Source organism: Paraprevotella clara YIT 11840, from assembly GCF_000233955.1.
Classification (GTDB): domain Bacteria; phylum Bacteroidota; class Bacteroidia; order Bacteroidales; family Bacteroidaceae; genus Paraprevotella; species Paraprevotella clara.
The window spans coordinates 53604-77132 of sequence record NZ_JH376628.1; the positions used below are offsets into that span (position 1 = coordinate 53604).

22 protein-coding genes are annotated in these 23529 nt (G+C 51.1%); 12 read left to right on the plus strand and 10 right to left on the minus strand.

Features of this window, described 5'->3' with window-relative positions; genetic code table 11:
• Nucleotides 1-2 precede the first annotated feature (2 nt).
• The 5 genes from HMPREF9441_RS14965 (at nt 3) to HMPREF9441_RS14985 (ending at nt 4828) form a co-directional block, all read left to right on the plus strand.
• Nucleotides 3-680, plus strand: a complete 678-nt coding sequence (locus tag HMPREF9441_RS14965; RefSeq protein WP_008622630.1) for a response regulator transcription factor — start codon at nt 3-5, stop codon at nt 678-680.
• Nucleotides 677-1738 carry a sensor histidine kinase gene (locus HMPREF9441_RS14970; RefSeq protein ID WP_008622633.1) on the plus strand — a complete coding sequence of 354 codons (1062 nt, stop codon included), beginning with the start codon at nt 677-679 and terminating at the stop codon, nt 1736-1738. The genes HMPREF9441_RS14965 and HMPREF9441_RS14970 overlap by 4 nt, the downstream gene beginning before the upstream one ends.
• 65 nt (nt 1739-1803) lie before the next feature.
• On the plus strand, nt 1804-3063 hold the full coding sequence (locus HMPREF9441_RS14975) for a phosphatase PAP2 family protein (RefSeq protein ID WP_008622635.1): 1260 nt from the start codon (nt 1804-1806) through the stop codon (nt 3061-3063).
• A gap of 85 nt (nt 3064-3148) precedes the next feature.
• Nucleotides 3149-3964 carry a helix-turn-helix transcriptional regulator gene (locus tag HMPREF9441_RS14980; protein ID WP_039865433.1) on the plus strand — a complete coding sequence of 272 codons (816 nt, stop codon included), beginning with the start codon at nt 3149-3151 and terminating at the stop codon, nt 3962-3964.
• Between the two features lie 33 nt (nt 3965-3997).
• A complete protein-coding gene (locus HMPREF9441_RS14985; protein ID WP_008622637.1) occupies nt 3998-4828 on the plus strand; it encodes a carboxymuconolactone decarboxylase family protein in 831 nt (276 codons plus the stop codon).
• Nucleotides 4829-4975: 147 nt separating this feature from the next.
• Here HMPREF9441_RS14985 and HMPREF9441_RS14990 read toward each other — a convergent pair whose 3' ends face one another.
• The gene (locus tag HMPREF9441_RS14990; protein ID WP_008622638.1) at nt 4976-6436 is read right to left on the minus strand and encodes a sodium:solute symporter; all 1461 of its coding nucleotides are present in this window, start codon (nt 6434-6436) and stop codon (nt 4976-4978) included.
• Between the two features lie 54 nt (nt 6437-6490).
• A complete protein-coding gene (locus HMPREF9441_RS14995) occupies nt 6491-7924 on the minus strand; it encodes an amidophosphoribosyltransferase (protein ID WP_039865437.1) in 1434 nt (477 codons plus the stop codon).
• Between the two features lie 139 nt (nt 7925-8063).
• Between HMPREF9441_RS14995 and HMPREF9441_RS15000 the strand changes: the two genes are divergently transcribed.
• Entirely contained in the window at nt 8064-10211 is a 2148-nt protein-coding gene (locus HMPREF9441_RS15000) for a DUF5686 family protein (RefSeq protein ID WP_008622640.1), read from the plus strand.
• Nucleotides 10212-10224: 13 nt separating this feature from the next.
• Here HMPREF9441_RS15000 and HMPREF9441_RS15005 read toward each other — a convergent pair whose 3' ends face one another.
• From HMPREF9441_RS15005 to HMPREF9441_RS19120, 3 genes are read right to left on the minus strand one after another with little or no spacing between them, the layout of a single operon-like run.
• The gene (locus HMPREF9441_RS15005; protein WP_008622644.1) at nt 10225-11841 is read right to left on the minus strand and encodes a hypothetical protein; all 1617 of its coding nucleotides are present in this window, start codon (nt 11839-11841) and stop codon (nt 10225-10227) included.
• A gap of 7 nt (nt 11842-11848) precedes the next feature.
• On the minus strand, nt 11849-12649 hold the full coding sequence (locus HMPREF9441_RS15010) for a DUF6359 domain-containing protein (RefSeq protein ID WP_008622645.1): 801 nt from the start codon (nt 12647-12649) through the stop codon (nt 11849-11851).
• Nucleotides 12650-12655: 6 nt separating this feature from the next.
• Nucleotides 12656-12799 carry a hypothetical protein gene (locus tag HMPREF9441_RS19120; protein ID WP_230315451.1) on the minus strand — a complete coding sequence of 48 codons (144 nt, stop codon included), beginning with the start codon at nt 12797-12799 and terminating at the stop codon, nt 12656-12658.
• Between the two features lie 113 nt (nt 12800-12912).
• On the opposite strand from HMPREF9441_RS19120, the gene rfbC reads away from it, so the two are divergent.
• Nucleotides 12913-13485 carry a dTDP-4-dehydrorhamnose 3,5-epimerase gene (gene rfbC, locus HMPREF9441_RS15020; protein ID WP_008622649.1) on the plus strand — a complete coding sequence of 191 codons (573 nt, stop codon included), beginning with the start codon at nt 12913-12915 and terminating at the stop codon, nt 13483-13485.
• An 11-nt stretch (nt 13486-13496) separates the two neighbouring features.
• Complete coding sequence (locus tag HMPREF9441_RS15025) at nt 13497-14639, plus strand: dTDP-glucose 4,6-dehydratase (protein WP_172634981.1); 1143 nt, start codon at nt 13497-13499, stop codon at nt 14637-14639.
• Between the two features lie 95 nt (nt 14640-14734).
• On the opposite strand, the gene HMPREF9441_RS15030 is transcribed toward HMPREF9441_RS15025, so the two are convergent.
• From HMPREF9441_RS15030 to HMPREF9441_RS15050, 5 genes are all read right to left on the minus strand, one after another.
• Entirely contained in the window at nt 14735-17578 is a 2844-nt protein-coding gene (locus tag HMPREF9441_RS15030) for a bifunctional fucokinase/fucose-1-phosphate guanylyltransferase (RefSeq protein ID WP_008622652.1), read from the minus strand.
• A 20-nt stretch (nt 17579-17598) separates the two neighbouring features.
• Entirely contained in the window at nt 17599-18723 is a 1125-nt protein-coding gene (locus tag HMPREF9441_RS15035; protein WP_008622653.1) for a GDP-L-fucose synthase family protein, read from the minus strand.
• 7 nt (nt 18724-18730) lie between these two features.
• Entirely contained in the window at nt 18731-19816 is a 1086-nt protein-coding gene (gene gmd / locus HMPREF9441_RS15040; RefSeq protein WP_008622654.1) for a GDP-mannose 4,6-dehydratase, read from the minus strand.
• Between the two features lie 270 nt (nt 19817-20086).
• On the minus strand, nt 20087-20878 hold the full coding sequence (locus tag HMPREF9441_RS15045; RefSeq protein WP_021980853.1) for a polysaccharide biosynthesis/export family protein: 792 nt from the start codon (nt 20876-20878) through the stop codon (nt 20087-20089).
• Between the two features lie 37 nt (nt 20879-20915).
• The gene (locus HMPREF9441_RS15050) at nt 20916-21884 is read right to left on the minus strand and encodes a type I phosphomannose isomerase catalytic subunit (RefSeq protein WP_008622657.1); all 969 of its coding nucleotides are present in this window, start codon (nt 21882-21884) and stop codon (nt 20916-20918) included.
• Between the two features lie 183 nt (nt 21885-22067).
• Here HMPREF9441_RS15050 and HMPREF9441_RS15055 point away from each other — a divergent pair, with 183 nt between their 5' ends.
• From HMPREF9441_RS15055 to HMPREF9441_RS18440, 4 genes are all read left to right on the plus strand, one after another.
• Complete coding sequence (locus tag HMPREF9441_RS15055; protein WP_008622659.1) at nt 22068-22331, plus strand: DUF4248 domain-containing protein; 264 nt, start codon at nt 22068-22070, stop codon at nt 22329-22331.
• Nucleotides 22332-22518: 187 nt separating this feature from the next.
• Complete coding sequence (locus HMPREF9441_RS15060) at nt 22519-22950, plus strand: HU family DNA-binding protein (RefSeq protein ID WP_009388841.1); 432 nt, start codon at nt 22519-22521, stop codon at nt 22948-22950.
• 12 nt (nt 22951-22962) lie between these two features.
• On the plus strand, nt 22963-23403 hold the full coding sequence (locus HMPREF9441_RS15065) for a hypothetical protein (RefSeq protein ID WP_008622661.1): 441 nt from the start codon (nt 22963-22965) through the stop codon (nt 23401-23403).
• A 20-nt stretch (nt 23404-23423) separates the two neighbouring features.
• A complete protein-coding gene (locus HMPREF9441_RS18440) occupies nt 23424-23513 on the plus strand; it encodes a smalltalk protein (RefSeq protein WP_021980856.1) in 90 nt (29 codons plus the stop codon).
• Nucleotides 23514-23529 lie beyond the last annotated feature (16 nt).

The window sequence follows — 23529 nt, forward strand, 5'->3', positions numbered from 1 at the left end:
TAATGAAAATCCTGATTATAGAAGACGAACGAAAGCTTTCGGACAGCATCGTGGCCTACCTCAGCGGTGAGAAATATTTGTGCGAACAGGCCTTCACGTATACCGATGCCCGAATGAAAGTAAACCTGTATGAGTATGACTGTATCTTGCTCGACCTTATGCTGCCGGGCGGAAACGGACTCGACCTCTTGCACGAAATCCGGAAACAACGCAATCCGGTGGGCGTAATCATCGTATCGGCAAAAGATTCGCTCGACGACAAGGTGAAAGGTCTGGAAATAGGCGCAGACGACTATCTGGCCAAACCTTTCCATTTGCCGGAATTGAGTATGCGCATCTATGCCATTATCCGCCGCAAAACGTTCTCGGCCAATAACATATTGGAGAGCAACGGTGTCTGCATCAACTTATTGAACAAGTCGGCCGCCGTGGGCGACACTCCGGTGGAACTTACCAAATCGGAATATGAACTGCTGCTGTTTCTCATCGGCAACAAAAACCGAGTCATATCGAAGAGCGCCATGGCCGAACATCTCAGCGGCGATATGGCCGACATGATGGATAACCACGACTTCGTCTATACACACATCAAAAACCTGAAGGCCAAACTTGCATCCGCCGGTTGCAAGGACTGCATCAAAAATGTGTATGGGACGGGATATAAATGGGCTGAGCCATGAAAGAAAGAAGCTTGATGTACAAGTCGCTTGCACAATTCATCATTTGTGTGGTGATATTGCTTTTACTGGCCACCCCTCTGTTTTACGGGTTGACCAAAAGTTTTTATGCCGAAGACATGATCGACATCATCGAAGCCGTACAGGTAGGGAAGCCTATACCGAGCCTCGACCTCGAAGAAGACATCCTGCACGGCATCATGATACAGTTTGCCCTCATCACCATCGTATTGGGCACGGCCATCGTATTGATGCTGCGCTTCATTTCCGGTCGCCTGTGGCAACCGTTCGACAAGACACTGGAAGCAATAGAGCACTTCAAACTGGAAAACGGGACGTACCCTGCCCTACCGAAAAGCAACGTAAAAGAATTCAACAGGCTCAACAAGACCTTGGAAAGGCTGATGACAGACAGTATCCACAGCTACCGGTTGCAAAAGGAATTCACCGAAAACGCCTCGCATGAATTGCAAACCCCGTTGGCCGTATTCCAAAGCAAGCTCGACCTGCTGCTCCAACAACCGGAAATCACCGAACGCCAAGCCACTATCATACAGGATTTATACCAAATGAATATCCGACTGTCGCGCCTGAACCGCAACTTGCTATTGTTGGCCAAGATGAAGAACAACCAGTTCGACCGGACGGAATCCATAGATGTCGTAACGGTGATAAAAGAACTTTTGCCTTATCTCGAATGCCTATCCGAAGGGCTGGTCCTGAACAAGGACTTTCCGGCAAGCTCCCTGTCGGTAAAAGCCAACCGCACCCTATTGGAGAGCATGATAAACAACCTCATAGTGAATGCCGTACGCCACAATAGGCCTGAAGGGGAAATAAGCATAGTCCTGTCCGGCAAACAATTGGTCGTGATGAACACATCCGACGAAACCGCCTTGGACGAGAAACTGATTTTCAGCCGCTTCTACCGTCCGTCGGAAAGGGTAAAAGGCAACGGCCTCGGACTGTCCATCGTCAAAGCCGTATGCGATTACCACGGTTGGAATATTTCATATGCCTATTCCGAAGGAAAACATAGATTTGCAGTTAGGTTCCCGTAAATCTTCAAAATTTCGACAAAGTCATCCGATATCTTTGCAGTCCTAATCCAGAAGATCATGACAGCATGAAAAGAATCGCATTATGTATTGTCGGCATCTGCCACCTCACGTTTTCATCGGCCCAAAACCCGTCAGACAGTATAAAGGTGGGAAAAGAAGGCGGTTTGCCTGTTCCTATGGCAAAAAACTTTGGTCAAAGACTTGACAAGTTCTCCTCTTCCCGCCTATACCAGATGACGTATATCGGAGTACCGTTAATTGTCGGCGGTTTGATTGTAAAGGGAGAAGACGACCATTTCCGGAACCTGCGCAACGAATACTTGCCCCGATTCAACCGACATTTGGATGACTATATGCAGTATGCTCCGGCAGTAGCCATGCTCGGCCTGAAAGCTTCAGGCGTACAAAGTCGCAGTTCATGGGGCAGGTTACTTGTTTCCGACGCCTTTTCCACACTACTGATGGGAGCTACGGTAAACACCTTGAAACAGACCACAAACATAGAGCGTCCGGATGGTTCGAACCGGCATTCGTTTCCTTCCGGACATACCGCCACGGCATTTATGACTGCCACCATGCTCAATAAAGAATACGGACATAAAAGCCCGTGGATCGGCATCGGAGCATACAGCGTGGCCACCGCGACGGGACTCATGCGAATGGCCAACAACAAGCATTGGCTGAGTGATGTCTTGACCGGCGCAGGCATCGGCATACTCTCCACCGAACTGGGTTATTATCTGGCAGACTTGATTTTCAAGGAAAGGGGAATCAACCGTTTGGCCAACGAAGAAGTTTTCAGCCGGATGGACAAACCTTCATTCCTGAGCCTGTACTTCGGATTAAACATCCCACTGAGCGGTTACGACATCGACGAACAAACGGAGTTCAGTACGTCATCCGGTAGTACGGCCGGCGTGGAAGGAGCCTATTTCTTCAATCCGTACATAGGTGCCGGTGGACGGTTTACCGTGTCCAACACGTCGATAATAGTCAACACCGACCGGGCTGAGAATAATACGTTCGACGTAATTTCTTTCTACGGAGGAAGTTATTTTTCCTATCCCTTTTCTTCACGATGGATGATTGGCAGCAAACTTTTGGGAGGTTATGTGCATTATCCGTTATTGCAACTGGCCGACCGTCTGGTCACCGCAAGAAACGGTTTCAGTTTCGGAAGCGGGGTTTCGCTGACGTTCAAGGCCAAAGCACATTATGGAATCCGCTTTTTCCTCGACTATGATTTACTTCCGTCGCATAGTAAAAACAGCGGGGAATACATGAACATGCTCACACTGGGTTCGTCGTTCATGATTGCGCTATAAGAAAGTATTTTTGAAAATTTGAGCCTTACAACAAACACCATCCCCGTACAATGCACTATATTTGCACCAACAAAAGGCTGACGATATGGAACATTTGGAAGTTTTTGACTGTTCGAACATACTTATCGCATGTTACTTCAACGACGACCGGGGATGCGCCCACGAGAACAGGGAACACACGCTCATTTATCTATGTTCCGGCGAACTGGAAATAGAGGAACGGGGGAAGAAAACCGTCTTGCATCCAGGTGAATGTGCTTTCATGCGGCGCGACAACCGGATGTGGCTGCACAAGAAGGTGGAAAACGGAAAACCGTACCGCTCCATCGTGTTGAAATTCTCCCGGCCTTTCCTAAGGGATTTCTACCGGTCGCTCGACAACCGGCTCATACCGGGAAATGCCAAGCGCGACAAGACAAGCCTTCGCGTCCTCCCCTCCGACCGCCCGGACATCCGTTCACTGTTCGAATCGGTCATTCCTTATTTCGAAGCCGGAGAGAAACCCTCCGAAGACATGCTGAAACTGAAAATGACCGAGGGGGTATACGTATTGCTCCGCACCGACCGGAACCTTTATGCGTCCCTGTTCGACTTCGTGGAACCGTGGAAGATAGACATCCTCGATTACCTGAACGAAAACTACATGCTCGACCTCTCCATGAACGAAATCGCAAGCTACACGGGGCGCAGCCTGGCCACTTTCAAACGGGACTTTGCCAAGGTCAGCGACCTGACTCCGCAAAAGTGGATTATCAAACGCCGTCTGGAAGCCGCCCGCGACTTGATACTATCCGGAAAGAAAAAAGTGACGGAAGCTTGTTTCGATGTGGGATTCAAAAACCTGTCGCACTTCTCTAAAATATATAAGGAAGCATACGGCGTAGCCCCATCGTGGAGATGAACGTAAAATGTCGAATCCAAAAAACATATCATCATGAGAACCCAAAAAACTTTATTCATCCTATCACTGACTTTAATTTTTCCCATCATGGCAAAATCACAAGTAAAAATCCAACAGACCGCCGGACGCGACGCGCTCGGAGAGTTCGCACCCGAGTTCGCACACCTGAACGACGACATACTCTTCGGGGAAGTATGGAGCCGCAACGACTTGCTTTCGCTCCGCGACCGTTCCATCGTCACGGTGGTGTCCCTCATGTCTCAGGGGCTGACCGATTCCTCTTTCAAGTACCATCTCGAATCGGCCAAAAAGAACGGGGTGACCCGGACAGAGATGGCCGAAATCCTCACCCATGCCGCATTCTACGCCGGATGGCCCAAGGCATGGGCCGCGTTCCGCATGGCAAAAGAGGTATGGGACGGGAATGCCGAAAGCGTGGCCGCAGGTTCGGTCGAAGCCTATGCACAAACCATCTTCTTCCCGGTGGGACAACCCAACGACGCATACGCCCGGTATTTCACGGGCCAAAGCTATCTTACCTCTATCGTGAAGGACGGTGTTCCCGTGGTCAATGTGACCTTCGAACCGGGCTGCCGCAACAACTGGCACATACATAAGGCCTCCAAAGGCGGCGGACAAACCCTCATCTGTGTGGGAGGACGCGGTTATTATCAGGAATGGGGCAAGGCCCCGGTGGAACTCCTGCCCGGCGATGCCGTCCACATCCCTGCCGGCGTAAAACATTGGCACGGAGCTGCGCCCGACAGTTGGTTCTCCCATCTTGCCATCGAAGTTCCCGGCGAGGATAGCAGCAACGAATGGTTGGAACCCGTGGACGAAAAAGAATATGCCAAACTGAAATAGATCTTACAAAAAGGCATCTTGGTTGGGCATACGATTTTGCTCCGGTTGGCACAAAAAAGTTGTTTTGTGCCCGCCGGAGCATTATTTTCAGGACAAATTCTCACCGACATGCGAACATCGATGAAACAGAATGCAGAGAAAATTTTACTACCGTTTGTCCATACCCGGAGAATAAGCCTTGGAAAAAGCATACAACCCCATGAACGTGAACAATCCGTTCAACATCAGCAACTCATATCCGAAACGATAGCCGTAGACCGAAGCGGTCCAGATATCTAACAAGTAGCAACACACGGGTGCCGTGACACAAATCCACGGGACAGCCGCAGGCCACGGTTTGCGCCGGATAAACATACCGAAAGCAAACAAACCCAACAACGGCCCGTAAGTGTAAGAAGCCACCACATAAATGGCATCGATGACACTGGAATCGTTTACGGCTTCAAAACACAGGATAAAGCCGACAAAGAGCAAAGCTATCACTCCGTGTACCCTCTTTCTTACCGCCTCCGGACGGGCAAACCTCCGCTCCACGTCCAGAATGTCCACACAAAAACTGGTAGTCAAGGCTGTCAGTGCGGAATCCGCACTGCTGAACGCCGCCGCGATAATACCGATAGTAAACAACACCAACACTTCATTCCCTAAATAGCCTTCTGCACAAAACAAGGGCAGAATGTCGTCTCCCTTCACGGGCAAGGCTATGCCCTCGCGCGATGCCAAAGCCAACAGCAAGATGCCCATCCCCAGAAACAGCATATTCAGAGGAATGAACGAAAGACCGTACGAACACATGTCTTTCTGCGCATCACGCAGGTTCTTGCACGTGAGGTTCTTCTGCATCATGTCCTGATCCAATCCCGTCATGACAATCACAATGAAAACACCGCTGAAGAACTGTTTCACGAAATGCTGCCGTGAAGTCCAATCGTCCCACTCTATCCAACGGCCGTAAGGGCTTTCCGTTACATGCCGTATCGCCTCAGTTACCGTAAAATCATTCAAGCGACACAGTTGGTACAAAATCAATACCAATGCCGTTATCAGACATAAAGTCTGCAAAGCGTCGGTCCACACCAACGACTTTATGCCTCCCCTGAAAGTGTACAGCCAAATCAGGAAAACCGTTCCGGCCGCCGTAATCTCGAACGGAACGCCCATGCTTCCGAACACATAATTTTGCAAAATCAGGCACACTAAATACAACCGGGCAGCGGCTCCCAACATTTTAGACAACAAGAAAAAAGAAGCTCCGGTGCGATAGGCCGTCTTGCCGAACCGGACATCCAGATAAGTATAAATAGAGGTCAGGTTCAGCTTATAATACAAAGGCAACAATACGAAAGCCACTACGAGATACCCAAAAAAGAAACCTACACACATCTGCATGTAGGTCATATCCACATCCCGTACCATTCCCGGTACCGACACGAAACTCACGCCCGACAACGAAGCTCCTATCATGCCGAACGCCACGACCCACCAAGGCGACCGTCTGTTGCCCCGGAAAAACGTATCGTTGTCCCCCGCCCCACCGGCCTTACGGGAGACGGCAAACAGCAGAAGGAAATAAAGAGCCGTTGTCAGTATGATATAAAATGCACTCATACGGCTCTTCTGCTTACGGTACCACGTTCATCCGTCGTCCCCGGAGGACAAGCGCTATTCATCCGTATTATCCTCTTCCAAGGTAAAGCGGCTGCTCCCGTCGAAACAATGCGTACATACCTGACATTTAGGCAAGCCTATGGCTTCTATCAGGTCTTCCAGCGTGTTGAACTTCAAGGAGGAGAGGTTCAGGCGTTCGGCTATCGTATCCACCATACGTTGGTATTCCGGCGACCCCGTCTGCGCGTATTTCTCCAAGTTCTTGTTCTCATCCCCCTCGAACTCCTTGATCAGCCGACGCGTAATCAACTCCATATCGCTTTTCGACGAAGTGAAATTGATAAACGGGCAACCGTAAATCAACGGAGGGCAAGCGATACGCATGTGCACCTCTTTGGCTCCATAGTCGAATAAGATTTTCGTATTGTCGCGCAGTTGCGTCCCCCTCACGATGGAATCATCGCAGAAAAGCACGCGCTTGTCTTTCAGCATGTCGCGGTTGGCTATCAGTTTCATCTTGGCCACCAAGGAACGCATCTCCTGATTGCTCGGCGTGAAGCTCCGGGGCCATGTAGGAGTGTACTTGGAGATGGCACGCTGATAGGGCACTCCCTTTCCTGCCGCATACCCCAAAGCCATACCGATACCGGAATCCGGTATACCACAGGCACAATCCACTTCCGCCCGGTCTCGCTCTCCCATCTTCTTGCCGCAGGCAAAACGGAACTCTTCCACGTTCTTACCCTCATAGCAGGACGTGGGGAAACCGTAATACACCCAAAGGAAGGAACAGACTTGCATGCGCTTGTGCGGACGGCGCAAACACTCCATCCCCTCGGCCTGCAACCGGACAATCTCGCCGGGACCAAGATAATACACGGTCTCGTAATCCAGATTGGGAAATGCCGTAGACTCCCCGGTTACGGCATACGCTCCTTCTTTCTTACCGACTACGACCGGCGTGCGCCCCCAACTGTCTCTTGCAGCTATAATGCCATCTTCCGTCAGCAACAACAAGGAACAAGACCCTTTGATTTCCTTATACATGTGTTCGATGCCTTCCACGAAAGTCTGTCCTTGGTTAATAAGCAAAGCTATCAGTTCCGTAGGATTAATCTTACCCGAACTGAACTCCGAGAAATGCATGCCCTGCTCCAGAAGCTTTGCGGCCAGGTCTTCCGCATTATTGATTTTCGCTACCGTCACGATCGCAAAACGCCCCAAATGCGAATTCATCAACAAAGGCTGTGCATCCGTATCACTGATGATACCGACACCGGCATTCCCTTTAAACTGCCCTAACTCGTCCTCAAACTTCGTCCGGAAATAAGTACTCTCCAAATTATGTATCGAGCGGATGAAACCATGCTCTTTACTATAAGTGGCCAATCCGCCACGCCGCGTACCTAAATGAGAATTATAATCTGTGCCGTAAAACAAATCGGCCACGCACTGCGTCTTTGAGATGACGCCGAAAAAACCGCCCATAAATATCGTGTATGTGAATTTGGGCACAAAATTAAGAAAAAACAGCGATACACAATATCCATTTTTATTATTATCTTTGCCAGTATCACTTTGAAAACCGATAAACGTGAGTTTCATACGATATATATTGTGGGGATGCATGCTGTCCTTTCCTCTGGTGATGCAAGCGCGCTTGGAAGCCGCCGACTCCATCATCAGTCGGATGCACCATGCCGCTTCACAATATATGGACTTCATCCACGAATACCGCGCAGAGTTATACATCAAAGCCCAACTGGATATCATCAAGAAAAACCGGGGATTCCGTTTCATTCCGGGATTGTTCAGAACTCCGAAAGACGCCAACCGTTTTATCGTAGAGACATACAGCGACCTGCACTACACCGCTCCCAACATATACGACCAGAAAATCAAGGCTTATACCGGCACGTTGGGCGAGGCTCGTGAAATACCGGGCATTACGGATTATTTCAACGTCAATATCTATGCCCCTTACCTGATGGGACAACGCCTGCTCTCCCCTTTGGCTCCCAACAGCAATAAATACTACCGCTACGCCATCGACTCCGTGTCGTGCGACCGGCAACAACGCATCGAATACCACATTCGTTTTATCCCCCGTAACAAAAGCTTCCAGTTATTGGACGGAAGAATGACGATTACGGAAGGAGTATGGAGCGTACGCGAGATTTCATTCAAAGGACAAGCCGATTTGTTGCTTTTCGATTGCCGCATCACCATGGGAGACATCGGTACCGACACGGAATATCTGCCGGTGAAAAACGACATCAACGCATCGTTTGCCTTTGCTTTCAATATCATGGAAGGATATTACGAATCCAGCCTGACTTATAAGGAAATACATCACCGTCGCAACACACCGGAAGACAGCATTTCCAAACCGAACTACAACCTCACCGCATCTTTTTCCCTACAATGCGACCGTCAGGCCTATACAAAGGACTTTGCCCGTTTCGACTCTCTGCGGCCCACTCCTTTGAACAACTCCGAACTGTATATATATAAAAGGTACAAGGCACGGATGGATTCCATGAAATACATACAGAAAGAAACGACCCAGCCTTTCAAGAAAAACATCTGGGGCTCGGTGGGCGACTTCTTCCTGACCGATAGCGACTGGAAACTAAGCAACAATGCCACGTTGCAAAACTCTCCCTTCATCAATCCGCTGATGTTCAGTTACAGCAAAACGACCGGCATCGCCTACCGGCAAGATTTGAAATTCAACACCACATTCCGAAACAGCCAATCCCTTCACGTCGGGACACGCTTAGGATATAACTTCACTCACAACGAATTTTATTGGAATGTAGGTGCCGAATACCAATATTGGCCGGAACACATGGGAACGGTAAAAGTCAACGTCGGAAACGGCAACCGCATCGGGAACAGCCGCATTATCGATGAACTCAAAAAGATTCCGTCGGACAGCATCATCGACTTCGACAAACTGAACCTGGACCTTTTCAAAGACTTGAATTTTGAAATCAGCAACCACCTCGAAATCACCAACGGCCTGTCCGTAGGACTGGGATTCATGTTCCATCGCCGTACACCGGCCGAGCATCCTGAAGAAAGTTTCCGACAGGTGGAACTTCCGGAAAACGTGGCAGAAGGCTTACAGGCCAACATACGGCCGCAGTATAACAGTTTCGCACCGCGCATTCGGGTGGAATGGACTCCCGGCCAATACTATTACATGAACGGCCGGCAGAAAATCAACCTGAAGTCCCGTTTCCCGACTTTCATCGTGGACTACGAGCGTGGACTCAGGAACATATTCAAAAGTACAGGCGTTTATGAACGCATTGAATTCGACATGCAACACCACATCCGTACGGGCCTCCTCTCCAACCTGTATTACCGTATCGGAATGGGACTGTTCACCAATCAGGAAGAAACTTATTTCGTAGATTTCGTCAACTTCCGCAAAAGTAACCTCCCCGAAGGATGGAACGACGAAATCGGAGGAGTATTCCAAGCTTTAAACGGCCGATGGTATAACGCATCTCCCTACTACGTCAGAGGACACATCTCTTACGAAGCCCCGTTTCTTGTGCTACGCCATCTTATCAAATATACCAACCATGTACAAAACGAACGTTTATACCTCAACATGCTCACCATGGACCATTTAGGGCCTTACTTCGAATTGGGTTACGGTATCGGAACCTTTGTGTTCGACATGGGACTGTTCCTCTCTCTGGAAAACTTCAAACAAATAGGCTTCGGATATAAAATTACCTTCGAACTGTTCAGTAAATAATAACCGGAAGTCCCTACTTCTTTATCATTTTCCCGAACGGAGTGATATACATGCCTTCAGGCCATTCCTCCGGAATATGTCCACCGGGACAAATCTCTCCCCTCTTTATGCCATCCGTTCCATAAACCGGCAAAAGGCAGCCGCCCATCCGAGTCTCTATCCCCTCCGTCCCGGCAGGCAACTCATTTTCAATCAAACGCACAGAGTGAAAAGCGGTTCCGGTATACACCAAATACCCTCTACCGGGTGCCACCCAGCTTCCAGCAGCAGCCCGCACAAAACGTGTACCGCTGTCATCCAACAGAAATACGGTCTTCCCGTCATCTTTAATATCATACCGACCGAACACGGCATAAAAACCGTCCGTTGTTTCTACATCACTCTCCTGAGGTTGCACGACCGTGTCCTCTCCATAAAAGCAGACTACGGATTCACGAGGTTCCGAAGGTCTCCAAAGATACGGCATTCCGGCTTGCCAAGCCTCATCGGCTTCCATTTCCCGGAATACGGCTCCGTCACCGGTTATCTCTTCAAAACAAAGGCGTTCCGATGTTATGGTTTCTCCATCCGCATCTTCCCAGGCCACTTTCTTCACGGCATACGGCAAACCTACAGTCAGCCACCCTCCATCATTCTCCGCCTTCCTGTACCACACGATTCCCGTTTCTTCCGGTACCGTGAAGGTATATTTAGGTCCTAAGGTACAACTGTCACACCCCACCATCCGAGTCACAGCATTTCCTTGTATGCCCTCATCCTTCCGGTCGATTTCAACTACGTTGGACCATCCTTCCGGCAAACGTCCGGCCTCTCCCTTACGCACGTAGGTCCAGACATATCCTTTGGGCATCTTCCCGTCGCCCACCATACTTTTCCCTTGTGGTAGGGCTATTTCGGTAAAATCTATCCGTCGGGCTTGAGCATAATCCAATGCAAACAAAGAATCAGCCAACCAGTCTCCTTTGAAAGTCCAATCACCGTCTTCTCTTCTTTCCGATGTTGGTGATTGCACCTCCTTATAGATAAATAAGGAATCACCTACATCCTGTTCGCATAACTTAAAAGAAACACCCCCAACAGGCATCAGGCCGAATTGTTTTTTAGAAGAAACAGACGTAAAAATGTCCTCTTTCGTATATAAGGGCGTTTTTGACAAACGAGCTGAGGCTGACGGAATGATTTCAAACCTATTACTATATTTATTATTGGGCTTAGCAGGCAAACGAGTCAATTCCTCATCTGTCAAAGTCAATAAAGAAGCATATTCTTGCACACGCCCGGTAGTATAGGCTAACCATGCATCCAAAACTATATCACGAAACGCATAAGCCTTCCCTTCTACCGACATTTCAAAAATAGCCGTTCCGCCGTCATTGATATGGATTCTTCCGTTTCTGTCCAATGCAAGCTTGCGTGCAGCGCGGTTTTTCTTCCCCGTACCGGTTTTATCCTGCGATGCCATCACGTACAACGAGTCTGGATGTGCCGCACAATATCCGGCCAATACATAATGCGCACCGTCCTCCAGTTCACGAACATTCTTTATACGCCTGAAGGTTTGTGCTGAAACGACTTCTCCTCCTAAACCCAACAGGAGAATACAACTATATAAAAAACATCTGACTTCCATGGTGTTATCATTTATGTCCAATCGACCGACCACCTTCTATATGTCCCGGCTGTGAGTCTATAATTATCGTATCTTTCTGAATCGGTCCCGGTTCCGGATCTGGGTCGGGAGTAGGTTCCGGTTCTTCGGGTTCTTCGGGCTTTTCTGGTTTTTCCGATTCTTCAGGTCCTTCTGGCTCCTCCGGTTCTTCGGGTTCCGGCTCCGGCTCTTCCACGTCCCCGCCATTCGTCAGCCACTCATGATAAGCCACGTTTTTCAGTCCGACCACTTTGAAATAAGTCTTCACCAATCCCAACAAACCTATCCGACGCCCCAAGACCTCCGGATTATCCACAAGATTGGCTTCTTCCCGCACATCCGTACCCTTTTTAAGCTCTATCGGCATGCAACGCGAAGCATCCCTTTCATCTTTCGAATCCGCTATCAGAAGATTCGTATTTACGCCGGCAGCCCGTATCTCGTCAATCGTAAACAGAGCATTCTTCATCGTAGCGTCACACGCCCCTACGATATACCCCACGACCATTTCCTCATAATCCGTATCCAAGTCTACCCCTTCATACTCCGACAATATCCCGGCTACCGTCCAGGCTCCCTCATACTCAGGCGGCAGAGGAACCTCGTCTTCCGCTTCGTCTGCCCCTCCCGGTTCATGGCCTTCATTCCCCGGCTTATCGCCCGTTTGCCCGGATTGTTCCGTATCCTCCCCCTCTTCCGAAGGTAAATCCACTTTCTGACAGGCTGCAAATCCTCCGACCAGACACAGCCCGCACAGCATCCTCACGAGAAACTTATATCCTGCCTGCATATCATTCTATTCTTCGGTCAACGTCTCTTTCAGACGTTTGAACTTATTTTTCATATCGTGCGAATAATACAAATTATCCCACCATGCCCATATAAACACCAGCAAGTCAAAAATCAACCAGCCGACCAAAACCCAATGACAAGTCTCCATGATGTAATCATTTAAATATTTTTCATCCTTGCAAATATACGATTTTATCCTAAAGTCCGCTACCTTTCGATAAAAAAAACTATCTTTGCACACAATAAAGTTTACTATTTATTATGGAAGTCATTCAAACCGCCATCGAAGGCGTAGTGATTATCGAACCTCGGTTGTTCAACGATGCAAGAGGCTATTTTTTCGAATCTTTCTCACAACGGGATTTCGACCGGTTAGTCCGCACCGTACATTTCGTACAAGACAATGAAAGTAAGAGCAGTTACGGCGTACTGCGCGGTCTTCATTTTCAAAAACCGCCATACGCACAAAGCAAGCTGGTACGCGTCATCAAAGGTGCCGTATTGGATGTGGCCGTGGATATCCGCAAAGGCTCGCCCACGTTCGGCCAGCACGTAGCCGTAGAGCTGACAGAAGAAAACCATCGCCAGTTCTTTATCCCCCGCGGTTTTGCCCACGGCTTCAGCGTGCTCTCGCCGGAAGTTATTTTCCAATATAAATGCGACAACTTTTATGCCCCGCAAAGCGAAGGAGCACTGGCATGGGACGACCCAGACCTCGACATCAACTGGCGCATTCCTTCCGACAAAATCATCCTGTCGGAAAAGGACAAGCATCATCCTCGCCTGAAAGATGCCGAATGGTTGTTTGATTATTCAGAAAACTTATATCAATAATGCAGCACATCATGGATTTTAAAAGAAATATCATCATTACCGGAGGAGCCGGCTTCATCGGCAGCCACGTGGTACGCCTTTTCGTCAACCAATATCCGGACTACCATATTATCAACCTGGACAAGCTGACCTACGCCGGAAACTTGGCCAATCTGAAAGACATCGAAGACCGGCCGAACTATACTTTCGTCAAAGCGGACATTTGCGATTTCGACAAGATGAGCGAACTCATCCGGCAATACCATGTGGACGGCATCATCCATCTGGCCGCCGAAAGCCACGTGGACCGGAGCATCAAAGACCCTTTCACTTTCGCACGTACCAACGTCATGGGAACGCTCAGCCTGCTCCAAGCGGCCAAAGAGTATTGGGAATCCCTGCCGGAAGGCTACGAGGGCAAACGCTTCTACCACATTTCGACCGACGAAGTGTACGGGGCATTGGAACTGACGCATCCCGAAGGCATCGAACCGCCCTTCACCACTACGGCCTCATCTTCGGAACATCACTTGGCATACGGCGAGGCTTTCTTCCTGGAAACCACGAAATATAACCCGCACAGTCCCTACTCCGCTTCCAAAGCCAGCAGCGACCATTTCGTCCGTGCTTTCCACGACACCTACGGCATGCCGACCATCGTAACCAACTGTTCCAACAACTACGGTCCTTACCAATTCCCGGAAAAGTTGATTCCGCTGTTCATCAACAATATCCGCCACCGCAAGCCCCTCCCGGTCTACGGCAAAGGGGAAAACGTGCGCGACTGGCTTTACGTCATCGACCACGCCCGTGCCATCGACGTAATCTTCCATAAGGGCAAGGTGGCAGAGACGTACAACATCGGCGGCTTCAACGAATGGAAGAACATTGACATCATCAAAGTCGTCATCCGTACGGTAGACCGGTTGCTCGGCCACCCGGAAGGCTATTCGCTCGACCTGATTACTTACGTGACCGACCGCAAGGGGCATGACTTACGCTACGCCATCGACTCCACCAAACTGAAAGACGAACTGGGCTGGGAACCCAGCCTGCAATTCGAAGAAGGCATCGAGAAAACCGTCCGTTGGTATCTCGACAATCAGGAATGGATGGACAACGTGACGAGCGGAGACTACCAGAAGTATTACGAAAACATGTACAAGGACCGGTAATCCGCCGTCCTGTCCACGAAGACATACGCCCCCGGAAACCTTTATAGTTTCCGGGGGCGCACGTTTTTCTATCGGCAAGAAAGAAAGGATAAACCTTAGCTACGGCTCACTTCCAATCCCTTTTCCGACAAACTCATCTCTACAAAACGGGCACGGTCGTTCACCGCCTCCTGTACTAAGATTTTCCGGATACGGGCCGCCGCCTCTTCGTCCTTGGCCATCATGTAAAGGAAACCGCCGCCCCCCGCACCGGGCAACTTATACCCCAGGCACAGGTCGTCTATTTTCTCAATAATCGCACGGACAGCCGCAGGATTCGTCCCCGCGTCCAAACGGCAATTCTGCATCCATGACCTCCTGACCAAACGACCGGTCTCCTCAAAACTGTTCCGCTGTATGGCATCGTACATATCCAAGGCATGTGTCTTCATCCCGCCCAACAACTCCAAACGGCCGGTCTCGTTCAGGAACATCCCTTTCACGATTTCCGCCAGGATGTTCTTGGCCGTACGTGTAATGCCGGTATAATACAACAAATGGCATTTTCGGTACTCAGGTGCAGTAAACACGTAGTCGGGCAACCAGCGCACCAAAGGCTGTTGGCAAGCCCCCGGTTGGGTCTGAAGCAATTTCACGCCCTGCAAGATACCGCCGTATTGGTCTTGCCAACCTCCGCCCGTAGTCAGCAACTGTTCCAGCACAAGCGTACGGTTGCCCGTTTCATAACGGTCCCATCCCAGCCCGCAGAAGTCATTGACGGCTCCCAACACGGTAGAAGCCAGAATAGAACTTGTCCCGAGTCCGGAACCGGCCGGAATGGCAGACAGCAATGTAATCTCGATACCCGCCCCGAAAGCCTCCAACTGCGCCTCTAACGACGCATGGACTTCCGCACTGAAATCCGGGTGGAAACCGGCCAACACCAATGCTGCCTTCGGAATGGAAAAAGGAGAGCCTACCTTGTTGAAGGCCGCAAGTTCGTCATACGTACGCACCACCTCCATCGCGCCCAAATCAATGGAACGCATCACGATATGACGTTCCCGGCAAGGCTTCACGTACACCTGCAACGGGGGTTGCCCGTTCAGTTCGATGGAGAGGTTCACCACGTTCCCGCCCTCCATCAGGCTGTAGGGCGGCGTGTCCGTCCATCCTCCGGCCAAGTCGATACGCACCGGACTGCGCCCCCACACGATCTGGTCCGCATAAACCGACAAACGGGGCGACTGCCGAACCGCACAGGCCGTGCCGGTCAGCATCTTGCGCATCAATCCGAAAGCCTGTTCTTCATATTTCCGTCCGTCTTCACCTTTCAGGTCGGCCACACGGGCACGGAACATCGCATCGCTGATGCGCGTCAGTCCGTCGGCACTCTCCGGCAACACATCCGGCAAAGGCAAGCTCCCAGCGGCATAACCGCGAGCCACTTCGTCCAGATTCAACTGATAGAACACGCTGCGCTCATAATGGGCAGCCAACAAAGGCAGATTCCTCGTCCGGAACACCTCACGTTGGCGCGTCAGGCGATGCAGGTTGGCATACGCCGACAGTTCGTCGGCCGACATCTTACGGGCCGACCGCCATACCTTCCGTCCTTCTTCCAGTTCCGGTTCGGTGGTCATCCAACGCATCGCCCGTCCCAAATCCTCCACATTGTCGCACAAAGGAAACAAACGGGCCGCCTGCAAATCATGGTTTTCCTCTATGTCTTCCGGTTTCAGGCCGCGCCCGGCCAGCCACTCCGTCACGGGCATGCCCTGATACAAGACCGCCCCATCCGACAGGTTACCCTTGAAGGCATCGTTGAAACCGTAAGGACGGGCAGCAAAAGCCTCCTCGCCCACCGGCACCACATCGATGCACAAACCATCAGCCAACTTCAGCGACCAACGGTTTTCAGGCACCCCCGTAATAATGTTGCGGCACGCCAATGTCCAGTCGCGCCCCACGAAGCTGTTCTCTATCCAAAGTTCCGAGTTCGCGGCCCCCAACGTCACTTCCACTTCGGCATTCTGTACGAACATGGCCGGATGGGGTTTGGCCTTGCGGTGCATGATTTCCCGTTGGTCCGTCACGATGTTCTGCACGGCCAATGTGGAAGAAATCATCTCGCGGCTCGTCCCGTAATGGTAAAAGTTCCCGCCTTCCAAAGGCAAGATGGCCACCGTCAGGCTGTTCAGTTCCGGGTCGTCCAACGTAGGGCAGTCGCCCAATGCCAAACCGAACTCAGAGTACATGTCGTAAAAAGACAACCGGCCGTCACGATAAGAACGCTTCACCATCAGTTCTACCGCCCGGTCGCTCAGCAACCAGATTCCGATGTCCATCAGGAACAAGTGCTTGCTCATCAGTGCACCCAACTCGGCCACACTGGGTTTCTGCAACATGAAAGCCAACCTCTCCGGCGAACGGCGTTCCGATACGAATACCCCATGGTTTTGAGCCAGGCTCGGGTCTACCCACAGCCCGTAGCACACCACGTCGGCCTCGGGGATGTCCTGCAAAGGCCGGTCGGTACGGATATACACGTCGCCACTGGCTATCAACGTATGCAACGAATGCGGCGCACGCTCCATAATCTGCTCGTAAAGGGGTAATTGCAGCGACAACAGATTCTGGTCCAAGCGTTGTCCCCGCTTCCACCGGAACACCGGTACCGGAGTCAGTATTTTCCCCGAAGGCGCGTAGGCCGGCAAACGCCGGCTCTGCCCTCCGGCATGCAGCAGGATGCGTTTCTCACGCGACAGCCACGCCGCAAATGTTTCTCCTTCGTCCGTCTCGGACGCCTTGCAGGCCTGCAACAGCCATGCCGTTCCTCCCCCCGAACCTAATTTATGCCCGATGGGATCCGACGTACAAAACCACTCTTTCCGGTCGGCCCGCTCTACCTCATGGAAGCATGCCACCAAATTCGGCGGAAGCGACAACAACTTTTTCATATCCTATACCTTATTATATATTAGTGTCCCTGATGATTGATACAGATGCCTTTCAGATACCATTCATACAAACGGTGCACCCCTTCGTCTATCTCCACTTTATGATGCCAACCGAGATGGTGGAGCTTCGTCACGTCCGTCAGCTTGCGCATCGTGCCGTCCGGCTTGGAGGCATCCCAACGCAACTCGCCCTTGAAACCGATTTCGGCCATAATCTTCTCGGCCACTTCGCGGATGGACAGCTCCTTGCCCGTCCCCACGTTGATGTGGCAGTTGCGGATGTCCCGTTCGCCCGGCGCATACGTGTCCTTGAAATCCACGTTCAACAGCACGTGCACACTGGCATCCGCCATCTCTTCGCTCCAAAGGAACTCACGTAACGGTTTGCCGGTACCCCACAACGTCACAGCCTCCGGCGTGATGCCGTAATGCGCCAGCACGTCGAGGATGTCCGCTTCGGCAGAAGCGGCGTCCACCACCCGCTTCACGCCATCACACACCACGCTCACGGGACGCAGACCGATATCCTTGCGCACAGCCTCCCAGTCCCCTTCGTTCAGGCACTTGGCCAAATGAATCTTACGAATCATGGCCGGCAACACATGGCTGTTCTCCAAATGGAAATTGTCGTTCGGCCCGTAAAGGTTTGTCGGCATCACGGCGATGTAGTTCGTACCGTATTGCAGGTTGAAACTCTCGCACATCTTCAGCCCCGCTATCTTGGCGATGGCATACGGCTCGTTGGTATATTCCAACGGAGACGTGAGCAATACCTCTTCTTTCATCGGCTGCGGAGCCTCGCGCGGATAAATGCACGTGCTGCCCAAAAAGAGCAACTTCTTCACCCCGTGGCGGAAACTCTCGCCGATGACGTTCTGCTGTATCTGCAAGTTCTGGTAGATGAAATCCGCACGATACTGCAAATTGGCCATGATGCCTCCCACGTGGGCGGCAGCCAACACCACGGCGTCCGGCTGTTCTTCGTCGAAAAAAGCCTTCACAGCCGCGCCGTCCAACAAATCCAATTCCCGGTGCGAACGGCCTACCAGATTCGTGTACCCCCGCTGCATCAGGTTATTCCAAATGGCGGAACCCACCAATCCGTGATGTCCCGCCACATATATCTTAGCATTCTTATCCAACATAGCCGTCTTATTCTTTATCCAACTGGGCTTTCAGGTGCAGTTTCTTCACGAATTTCATGTCATGCTCCACCATGATACGCACCAGTTCGGGGAATGTCGTCTTCGTGGGATTCCAGCCCAAAAGGGTCTTGGCCTTCGTCGGGTCGCCGAGGAGCTGTTCCACCTCGCACGGACGGAAATATTTCGGGTCGACTTCCACGAGCACATTGCCCGTAGCCGCGTCGACACCTTTTTCGTCCACGCCGCTGCCTTCCCACTTCAGTTCCACGCCCAAGTTCTGGAACGCCAACGTACAGAACTCGCGCACAGTGTGCATTTCGCCCGTGGCGATGACGAAATCTTCCGGCGTCTCATGCTGCAAAATCAGCCACATGCACTCCACATAATCTTTGGCATACCCCCAGTCGCGGCGCGCATCCAGATTACCCAAATACAGTTTATCCTGGAAACCCTGTACGATACGGGCGGCCGCCAACGTAATCTTACGCGTCACGAAAGTCTCGCCACGGCGTTCGCTCTCGTGATTGAACAAGATTCCGTTCACGGCAAACATGCCGTAGCTCTCACGATAGTTTTTCGTTATCCAGAAACCGTATTGCTTGGCCACGCCGTAGGGCGAACGCGGATAGAAAGGCGTGGTCTCCCGTTGCGGCACTTCCTGCACCTTGCCGAACAGTTCGGACGTGGAAGCCTGATAAATGCGGCAAGTCTTCTCCAACCCGCAGATACGCACGGCCTCCAAGAGGCGGAGCGTGCCCACGGCATCAGCCTCGGCCGTGTATTCCGGCACGTCGAACGACACTTTCACGTGGCTCTGTGCAGCCAGGTTATAGATTTCCGTGGGATGGATGTCGCTGATAATCCGAATCAGCGAACTGCTGTCCGTCATGTCGCCCCAATGCAGGTTCACCAGACGGCTCTTCTTCATGTCGCGCACCCATTCGTCCAAATACAAATGCTCGATACGTGCGGTATTGAAAGAAGAGGAACGGCGCATGATGCCATGCACCTCATATCCTTTTTCAACCAAAAACTCGGCCAGATAGGAACCGTCCTGACCCGTAATACCGGTAATCAATGCTACTTTTCTCATGATAATTCAAATAATGTTATAGTGTTTAGTGTGAATGCTGCAAAGTTATAAAAAAATCAAGTACCAGCATACGAAAAATCAAAAAAAACAAGAAATGGAAATGCCTGATAACAAACAAGTAAGCAACCTGCTTAAAAAGAAAAAACAATCTGCGCCAAACGGAAAATCGTTCGCCTGAGATTAATTTTCCGTTTGGCGCAGATTGATTTACGGTTCTGCACCGATTAAAAAACGGACTTTAGGGTGTCCGGATTTTATCCCTACGCAGGGCTATCGCAGGATGTTGGTCACCAACGAAGCGATAGACACCAGGATACTGATAGAGCTTACCCAATAGCTCGTGCTCGAACCGATATCTGAGTTCTTGGCCTTCGTCTTGTTGGGCGTCACATACAGCACGTCGTTCTGCTGCAAGTAAAAATATGGTGACTTGATGATATTGGCATCGTTCAGGTCCAACTCGTGAATCGTCTTCTTTCCCGTAGCGTCCTCACGGATGAGTTTCACATTGTCGCGACGTCCGTAAACGGTCATGTCCTTGGCCAAAGCCAAAGCCCCGTAAATCGAAACCTTCTCGGAAGGCACGGTGTAAGTACCCGGGCTGGTCACTTCGCCCAACACCGAAATCTTATAATTGCTCAAACGCACCGTCACCACCGGCCGGGTCTTCAGATAAGTACCCTCGATTTTGGAAGCAATCAGGTCTTCCACCTGGTTCACCGTCATCCCTCCCACTTTCAATGTGCCGAGAACCGGATAGTTGATGGTACCTTCGTTCGTCACCAGAAAAGTCTGCAAAGTAGGCTGCGAGGTCAACGTCCCACGTCCCTGTCCCACAGCCGGTGTAGCCGTCAGATTAAAAGGGATGACCGCTTCGGCGTCTTCCGGACAATTCACCGTGATGGTCAGTTCGTCCTTAGGCATGACACGCGCCTCATAAAGCACGGCACTCGAATCGAGGTCGACCTCCGCACTGTTGATCATATAAGGTACGGTCTTATAAGAGGTACAAGATGTGGCGAACCACATGGCGGCCACGGCCCACACTGTGAAAATTTTCATGCTGATTTTATTCATATAAGATAGAAATGGTTTTGAATTACACGTATGATTCCAATATCGTAGTCTCGCCTTCAGGCGCAAGCGTCACATTCTCCGCTTCGGCCGACACCAAAAGCGTATGCCCGGCCGTGAGCTTCACTTCTTCTTCACCGCAGGACACCCGGCAAGCTCCTTTCGTACAAATCAAAATGACAAAACTGTCCAAATCGGCGTAATCGCACGTCATCGGCTCGGTCAACCGGTAAGCACTGGTCGTGAAAAACGAACTTCTTACCAGTTCGGCCGGCACATTGGCCTCTATTTCGCGACGCGTCTCCGGCTCCGTCACGGCGTAGTCTATCGCCTCCTTGGCTTCTTCCACATGGAGCTGGCGCGGCCGCCCTTCGCTGTCTACGCGTCCGAAATCATAAATCCGATAGGTCACGTCGCTGCTTTGCTGTATCTCGCAGATAAAACAACCCGTACCGATACTATGTACCCGCCCGGCCGGCAAATAATATACGTCGCCCGGACGCACGTCATAGCGCCGGAGCACTTCGGGCAGAGTCTGGTCGGCCACGCGCGCCGCATATTCGTCCGCTGTCACCTGCCGGCTGAACCCATCCAACAGATAAGCTCCCGGTGCTCCGTCCACCACATACCACATCTCCGTCTTGCCCGGACAGCCGTGGCGACGCTGCGCCAACTCGTCATCCGGATGCACCTGCACGGAAAGGGGCTGGGCCGCATCGATAAATTTGATAAGCAAGGGAAAACGTGTACCGAAACGTTTGAAGTTCTCCTCGCCCAACAAAGCGCTTCCGCCCTTCTCGGCCAACTGCGTAAGGGTCATCCCGTCGTACGCACCGCCTGCCACAACCGATTCATTGCCCGGAATGCCGGACAGTTCCCAACTCTCACCTATCAGCCGTTCATCGGCTTTCACCCCCTTGAACGGAAGTATGCGGTGTCCTCCCCACAAGGTTTCCTTGAATATATCCGTAAAACGGAACAATTTATTTTCCATATCCCATCCGTAAAAAATCGTCCAAAATTACGAAATTCATACAACACAAGCAAATAAAAAGGAATATTTAAAATTCAGCCCTGCGTACGGGCAAGTGCCACATTAACCGGAAACATGAAATACATCCGGCCTCCCAGGCCGGATTTTATAACCATTTTATTAACTAACAAATAGAAATGTATTATGAAAAAGAATTTGTACGACGTGACGAGACTGGCAACTTTGTATTTTCCCGACTCCACCGAACGGAACGCACGACGGAGGCTGTTCAAAGTATTACGGGCCGAACGCGACCTGTGGGCACGCCTCACGGCACTGCACTTCGGCATCAGGCAACGGAGCTTCACGCCCCGGCAATACGAAATGGTCATCGACATCCTCGGCAAGCCGGAAGAGACGGACGACGATTTCCGCGAATGGCCGTACGACTCGAACCGCAACATGTAGGTAACGAAAGAGGAAAGCCACTATAAAACAGGCAGAAATGCACATTTTTGCGCAGAAAACGGCAGAAACGTGCACGAATGTGCAATAATGCACACCCCTTCCGCCGGGCCGACATACCTTTGCATTGTCATCCGGACGACAAGAGAGTTACAAAATCAAAAAACAAACTTTTAAAAACAAAAACATTATGAACTACAAAGTCATCGAACGCAAAGACCCGCGCAACCCGGAAGCACCGGGCAAGTATTACGGTTTCATCGTCAACCTCTCCAAAATCGGAATCGAGGAGATTGCCACACGCATCAGCGGCACCTGTACCGTCACGCGGCACGACTGTTTGGCCGTTCTGTCGGCCTTGCAGGAACAAATCATCTATGCCCTGCAGGAAGGCAAACGTGTCCATCTGGGCGACATCGGCAGTTTCCGTACCGTGGCCAACGGATTGGGTAGCGATACGGCCGAAAAATACGACCCGGCCTACATCACCAAGCTCCGCGTCTGCTTCACGCCCAACACCAAGCTCAAAAAAGCCATGTCGCTCGACAACAAGGCTTTCACGCTCGAACGGGTGGACTTCTTGCCTGAAGAGGAGGACAGCGAGGAAGAAGGCGACATCTAATTCCGGAAGGAAATGGAAAAGCTGAACAAGCAAAGAGGGTTGCGTAACTGCAACCCTCTCAATATCCGACGCACGGCAGACCTGTGGCAAGGACTGGCCGAACGACAGCCCGACCCGGAGTTCTTTACGTTCAGGAGCATGCCCTGGAGCTACCGCGCGGCCTTCATCGTGTTGCGCACCTATTGCCATAAATATGGTTTACGCACGGTACGCGACATCATTGCCCGATGGGCACCGCCCGAGGACGGTAACGACACGGAAAACTACATCCGGAAAGTATGTGTGCTGACCGGCTTCCCGCCAGACAAATGCCTCAACCCGTACGACCCTTCGCACATGGCACCGTTGGTAGCGGCTATGAGCCGGGTGGAATGTGGGGTGAAGCCCATTATGAGCCAGATAAAAGAAGGTTGGTCGCTCTATATGGGTACGGACTGCCCCTCAGTAATTTAACTTTTAAAACATCAATGCCTATGAACAAAACTGTTTGGAACACCTTACTTAATGTAATCATTGCCGTGGCCAGTGCCATCCTTGGCGCTATCGGCGGATCGGCGATGTAACGCGCAGCCTGAATGA

Coding starts and splice junctions, on each gene's coding strand:
- HMPREF9441_RS15000 (WP_008622640.1), top strand. CDS start 8,064: ATGCTGTCCTTTCCTCTGGTGATGCAAGCGCGCTTGGAAGCCGCCGAC.
- HMPREF9441_RS14985 (WP_008622637.1), top strand. CDS start 3,998: ATGAGAACCCAAAAAACTTTATTCATCCTATCACTGACTTTAATTTTT.
- HMPREF9441_RS15055 (WP_008622659.1), top strand. CDS start 22,068: ATGAAAAAGAATTTGTACGACGTGACGAGACTGGCAACTTTGTATTTT.
- HMPREF9441_RS15060 (WP_009388841.1), top strand. CDS start 22,519: ATGAACTACAAAGTCATCGAACGCAAAGACCCGCGCAACCCGGAAGCA.
- HMPREF9441_RS15045 (WP_021980853.1), bottom strand. CDS start 20,878: ATGAAAATTTTCACAGTGTGGGCCGTGGCCGCCATGTGGTTCGCCACA.
- HMPREF9441_RS14990 (WP_008622638.1), bottom strand. CDS start 6,436: ATGAGTGCATTTTATATCATACTGACAACGGCTCTTTATTTCCTTCTG.
- HMPREF9441_RS14965 (WP_008622630.1), top strand. CDS start 3: ATGAAAATCCTGATTATAGAAGACGAACGAAAGCTTTCGGACAGCATC.
- HMPREF9441_RS14995 (WP_039865437.1), bottom strand. CDS start 7,924: ATGGGCGGTTTTTTCGGCGTCATCTCAAAGACGCAGTGCGTGGCCGAT.
- HMPREF9441_RS15065 (WP_008622661.1), top strand. CDS start 22,963: ATGGAAAAGCTGAACAAGCAAAGAGGGTTGCGTAACTGCAACCCTCTC.
- HMPREF9441_RS14980 (WP_039865433.1), top strand. CDS start 3,149: ATGGAACATTTGGAAGTTTTTGACTGTTCGAACATACTTATCGCATGT.
- HMPREF9441_RS15030 (WP_008622652.1), bottom strand. CDS start 17,578: ATGAAAAAGTTGTTGTCGCTTCCGCCGAATTTGGTGGCATGCTTCCAT.
- rfbC (WP_008622649.1), top strand. CDS start 12,913: ATGGAAGTCATTCAAACCGCCATCGAAGGCGTAGTGATTATCGAACCT.
- HMPREF9441_RS18440 (WP_021980856.1), top strand. CDS start 23,424: ATGAACAAAACTGTTTGGAACACCTTACTTAATGTAATCATTGCCGTG.
- HMPREF9441_RS15025 (WP_172634981.1), top strand. CDS start 13,497: ATGGATTTTAAAAGAAATATCATCATTACCGGAGGAGCCGGCTTCATC.
- HMPREF9441_RS14975 (WP_008622635.1), top strand. CDS start 1,804: ATGAAAAGAATCGCATTATGTATTGTCGGCATCTGCCACCTCACGTTT.
- HMPREF9441_RS15010 (WP_008622645.1), bottom strand. CDS start 12,649: ATGCAGGCAGGATATAAGTTTCTCGTGAGGATGCTGTGCGGGCTGTGT.
- HMPREF9441_RS15035 (WP_008622653.1), bottom strand. CDS start 18,723: ATGTTGGATAAGAATGCTAAGATATATGTGGCGGGACATCACGGATTG.
- HMPREF9441_RS15005 (WP_008622644.1), bottom strand. CDS start 11,841: ATGGAAGTCAGATGTTTTTTATATAGTTGTATTCTCCTGTTGGGTTTA.
- gmd (WP_008622654.1), bottom strand. CDS start 19,816: ATGAGAAAAGTAGCATTGATTACCGGTATTACGGGTCAGGACGGTTCC.
- HMPREF9441_RS14970 (WP_008622633.1), top strand. CDS start 677: ATGAAAGAAAGAAGCTTGATGTACAAGTCGCTTGCACAATTCATCATT.
- HMPREF9441_RS15050 (WP_008622657.1), bottom strand. CDS start 21,884: ATGGAAAATAAATTGTTCCGTTTTACGGATATATTCAAGGAAACCTTG.
- HMPREF9441_RS19120 (WP_230315451.1), bottom strand. CDS start 12,799: ATGGAGACTTGTCATTGGGTTTTGGTCGGCTGGTTGATTTTTGACTTG.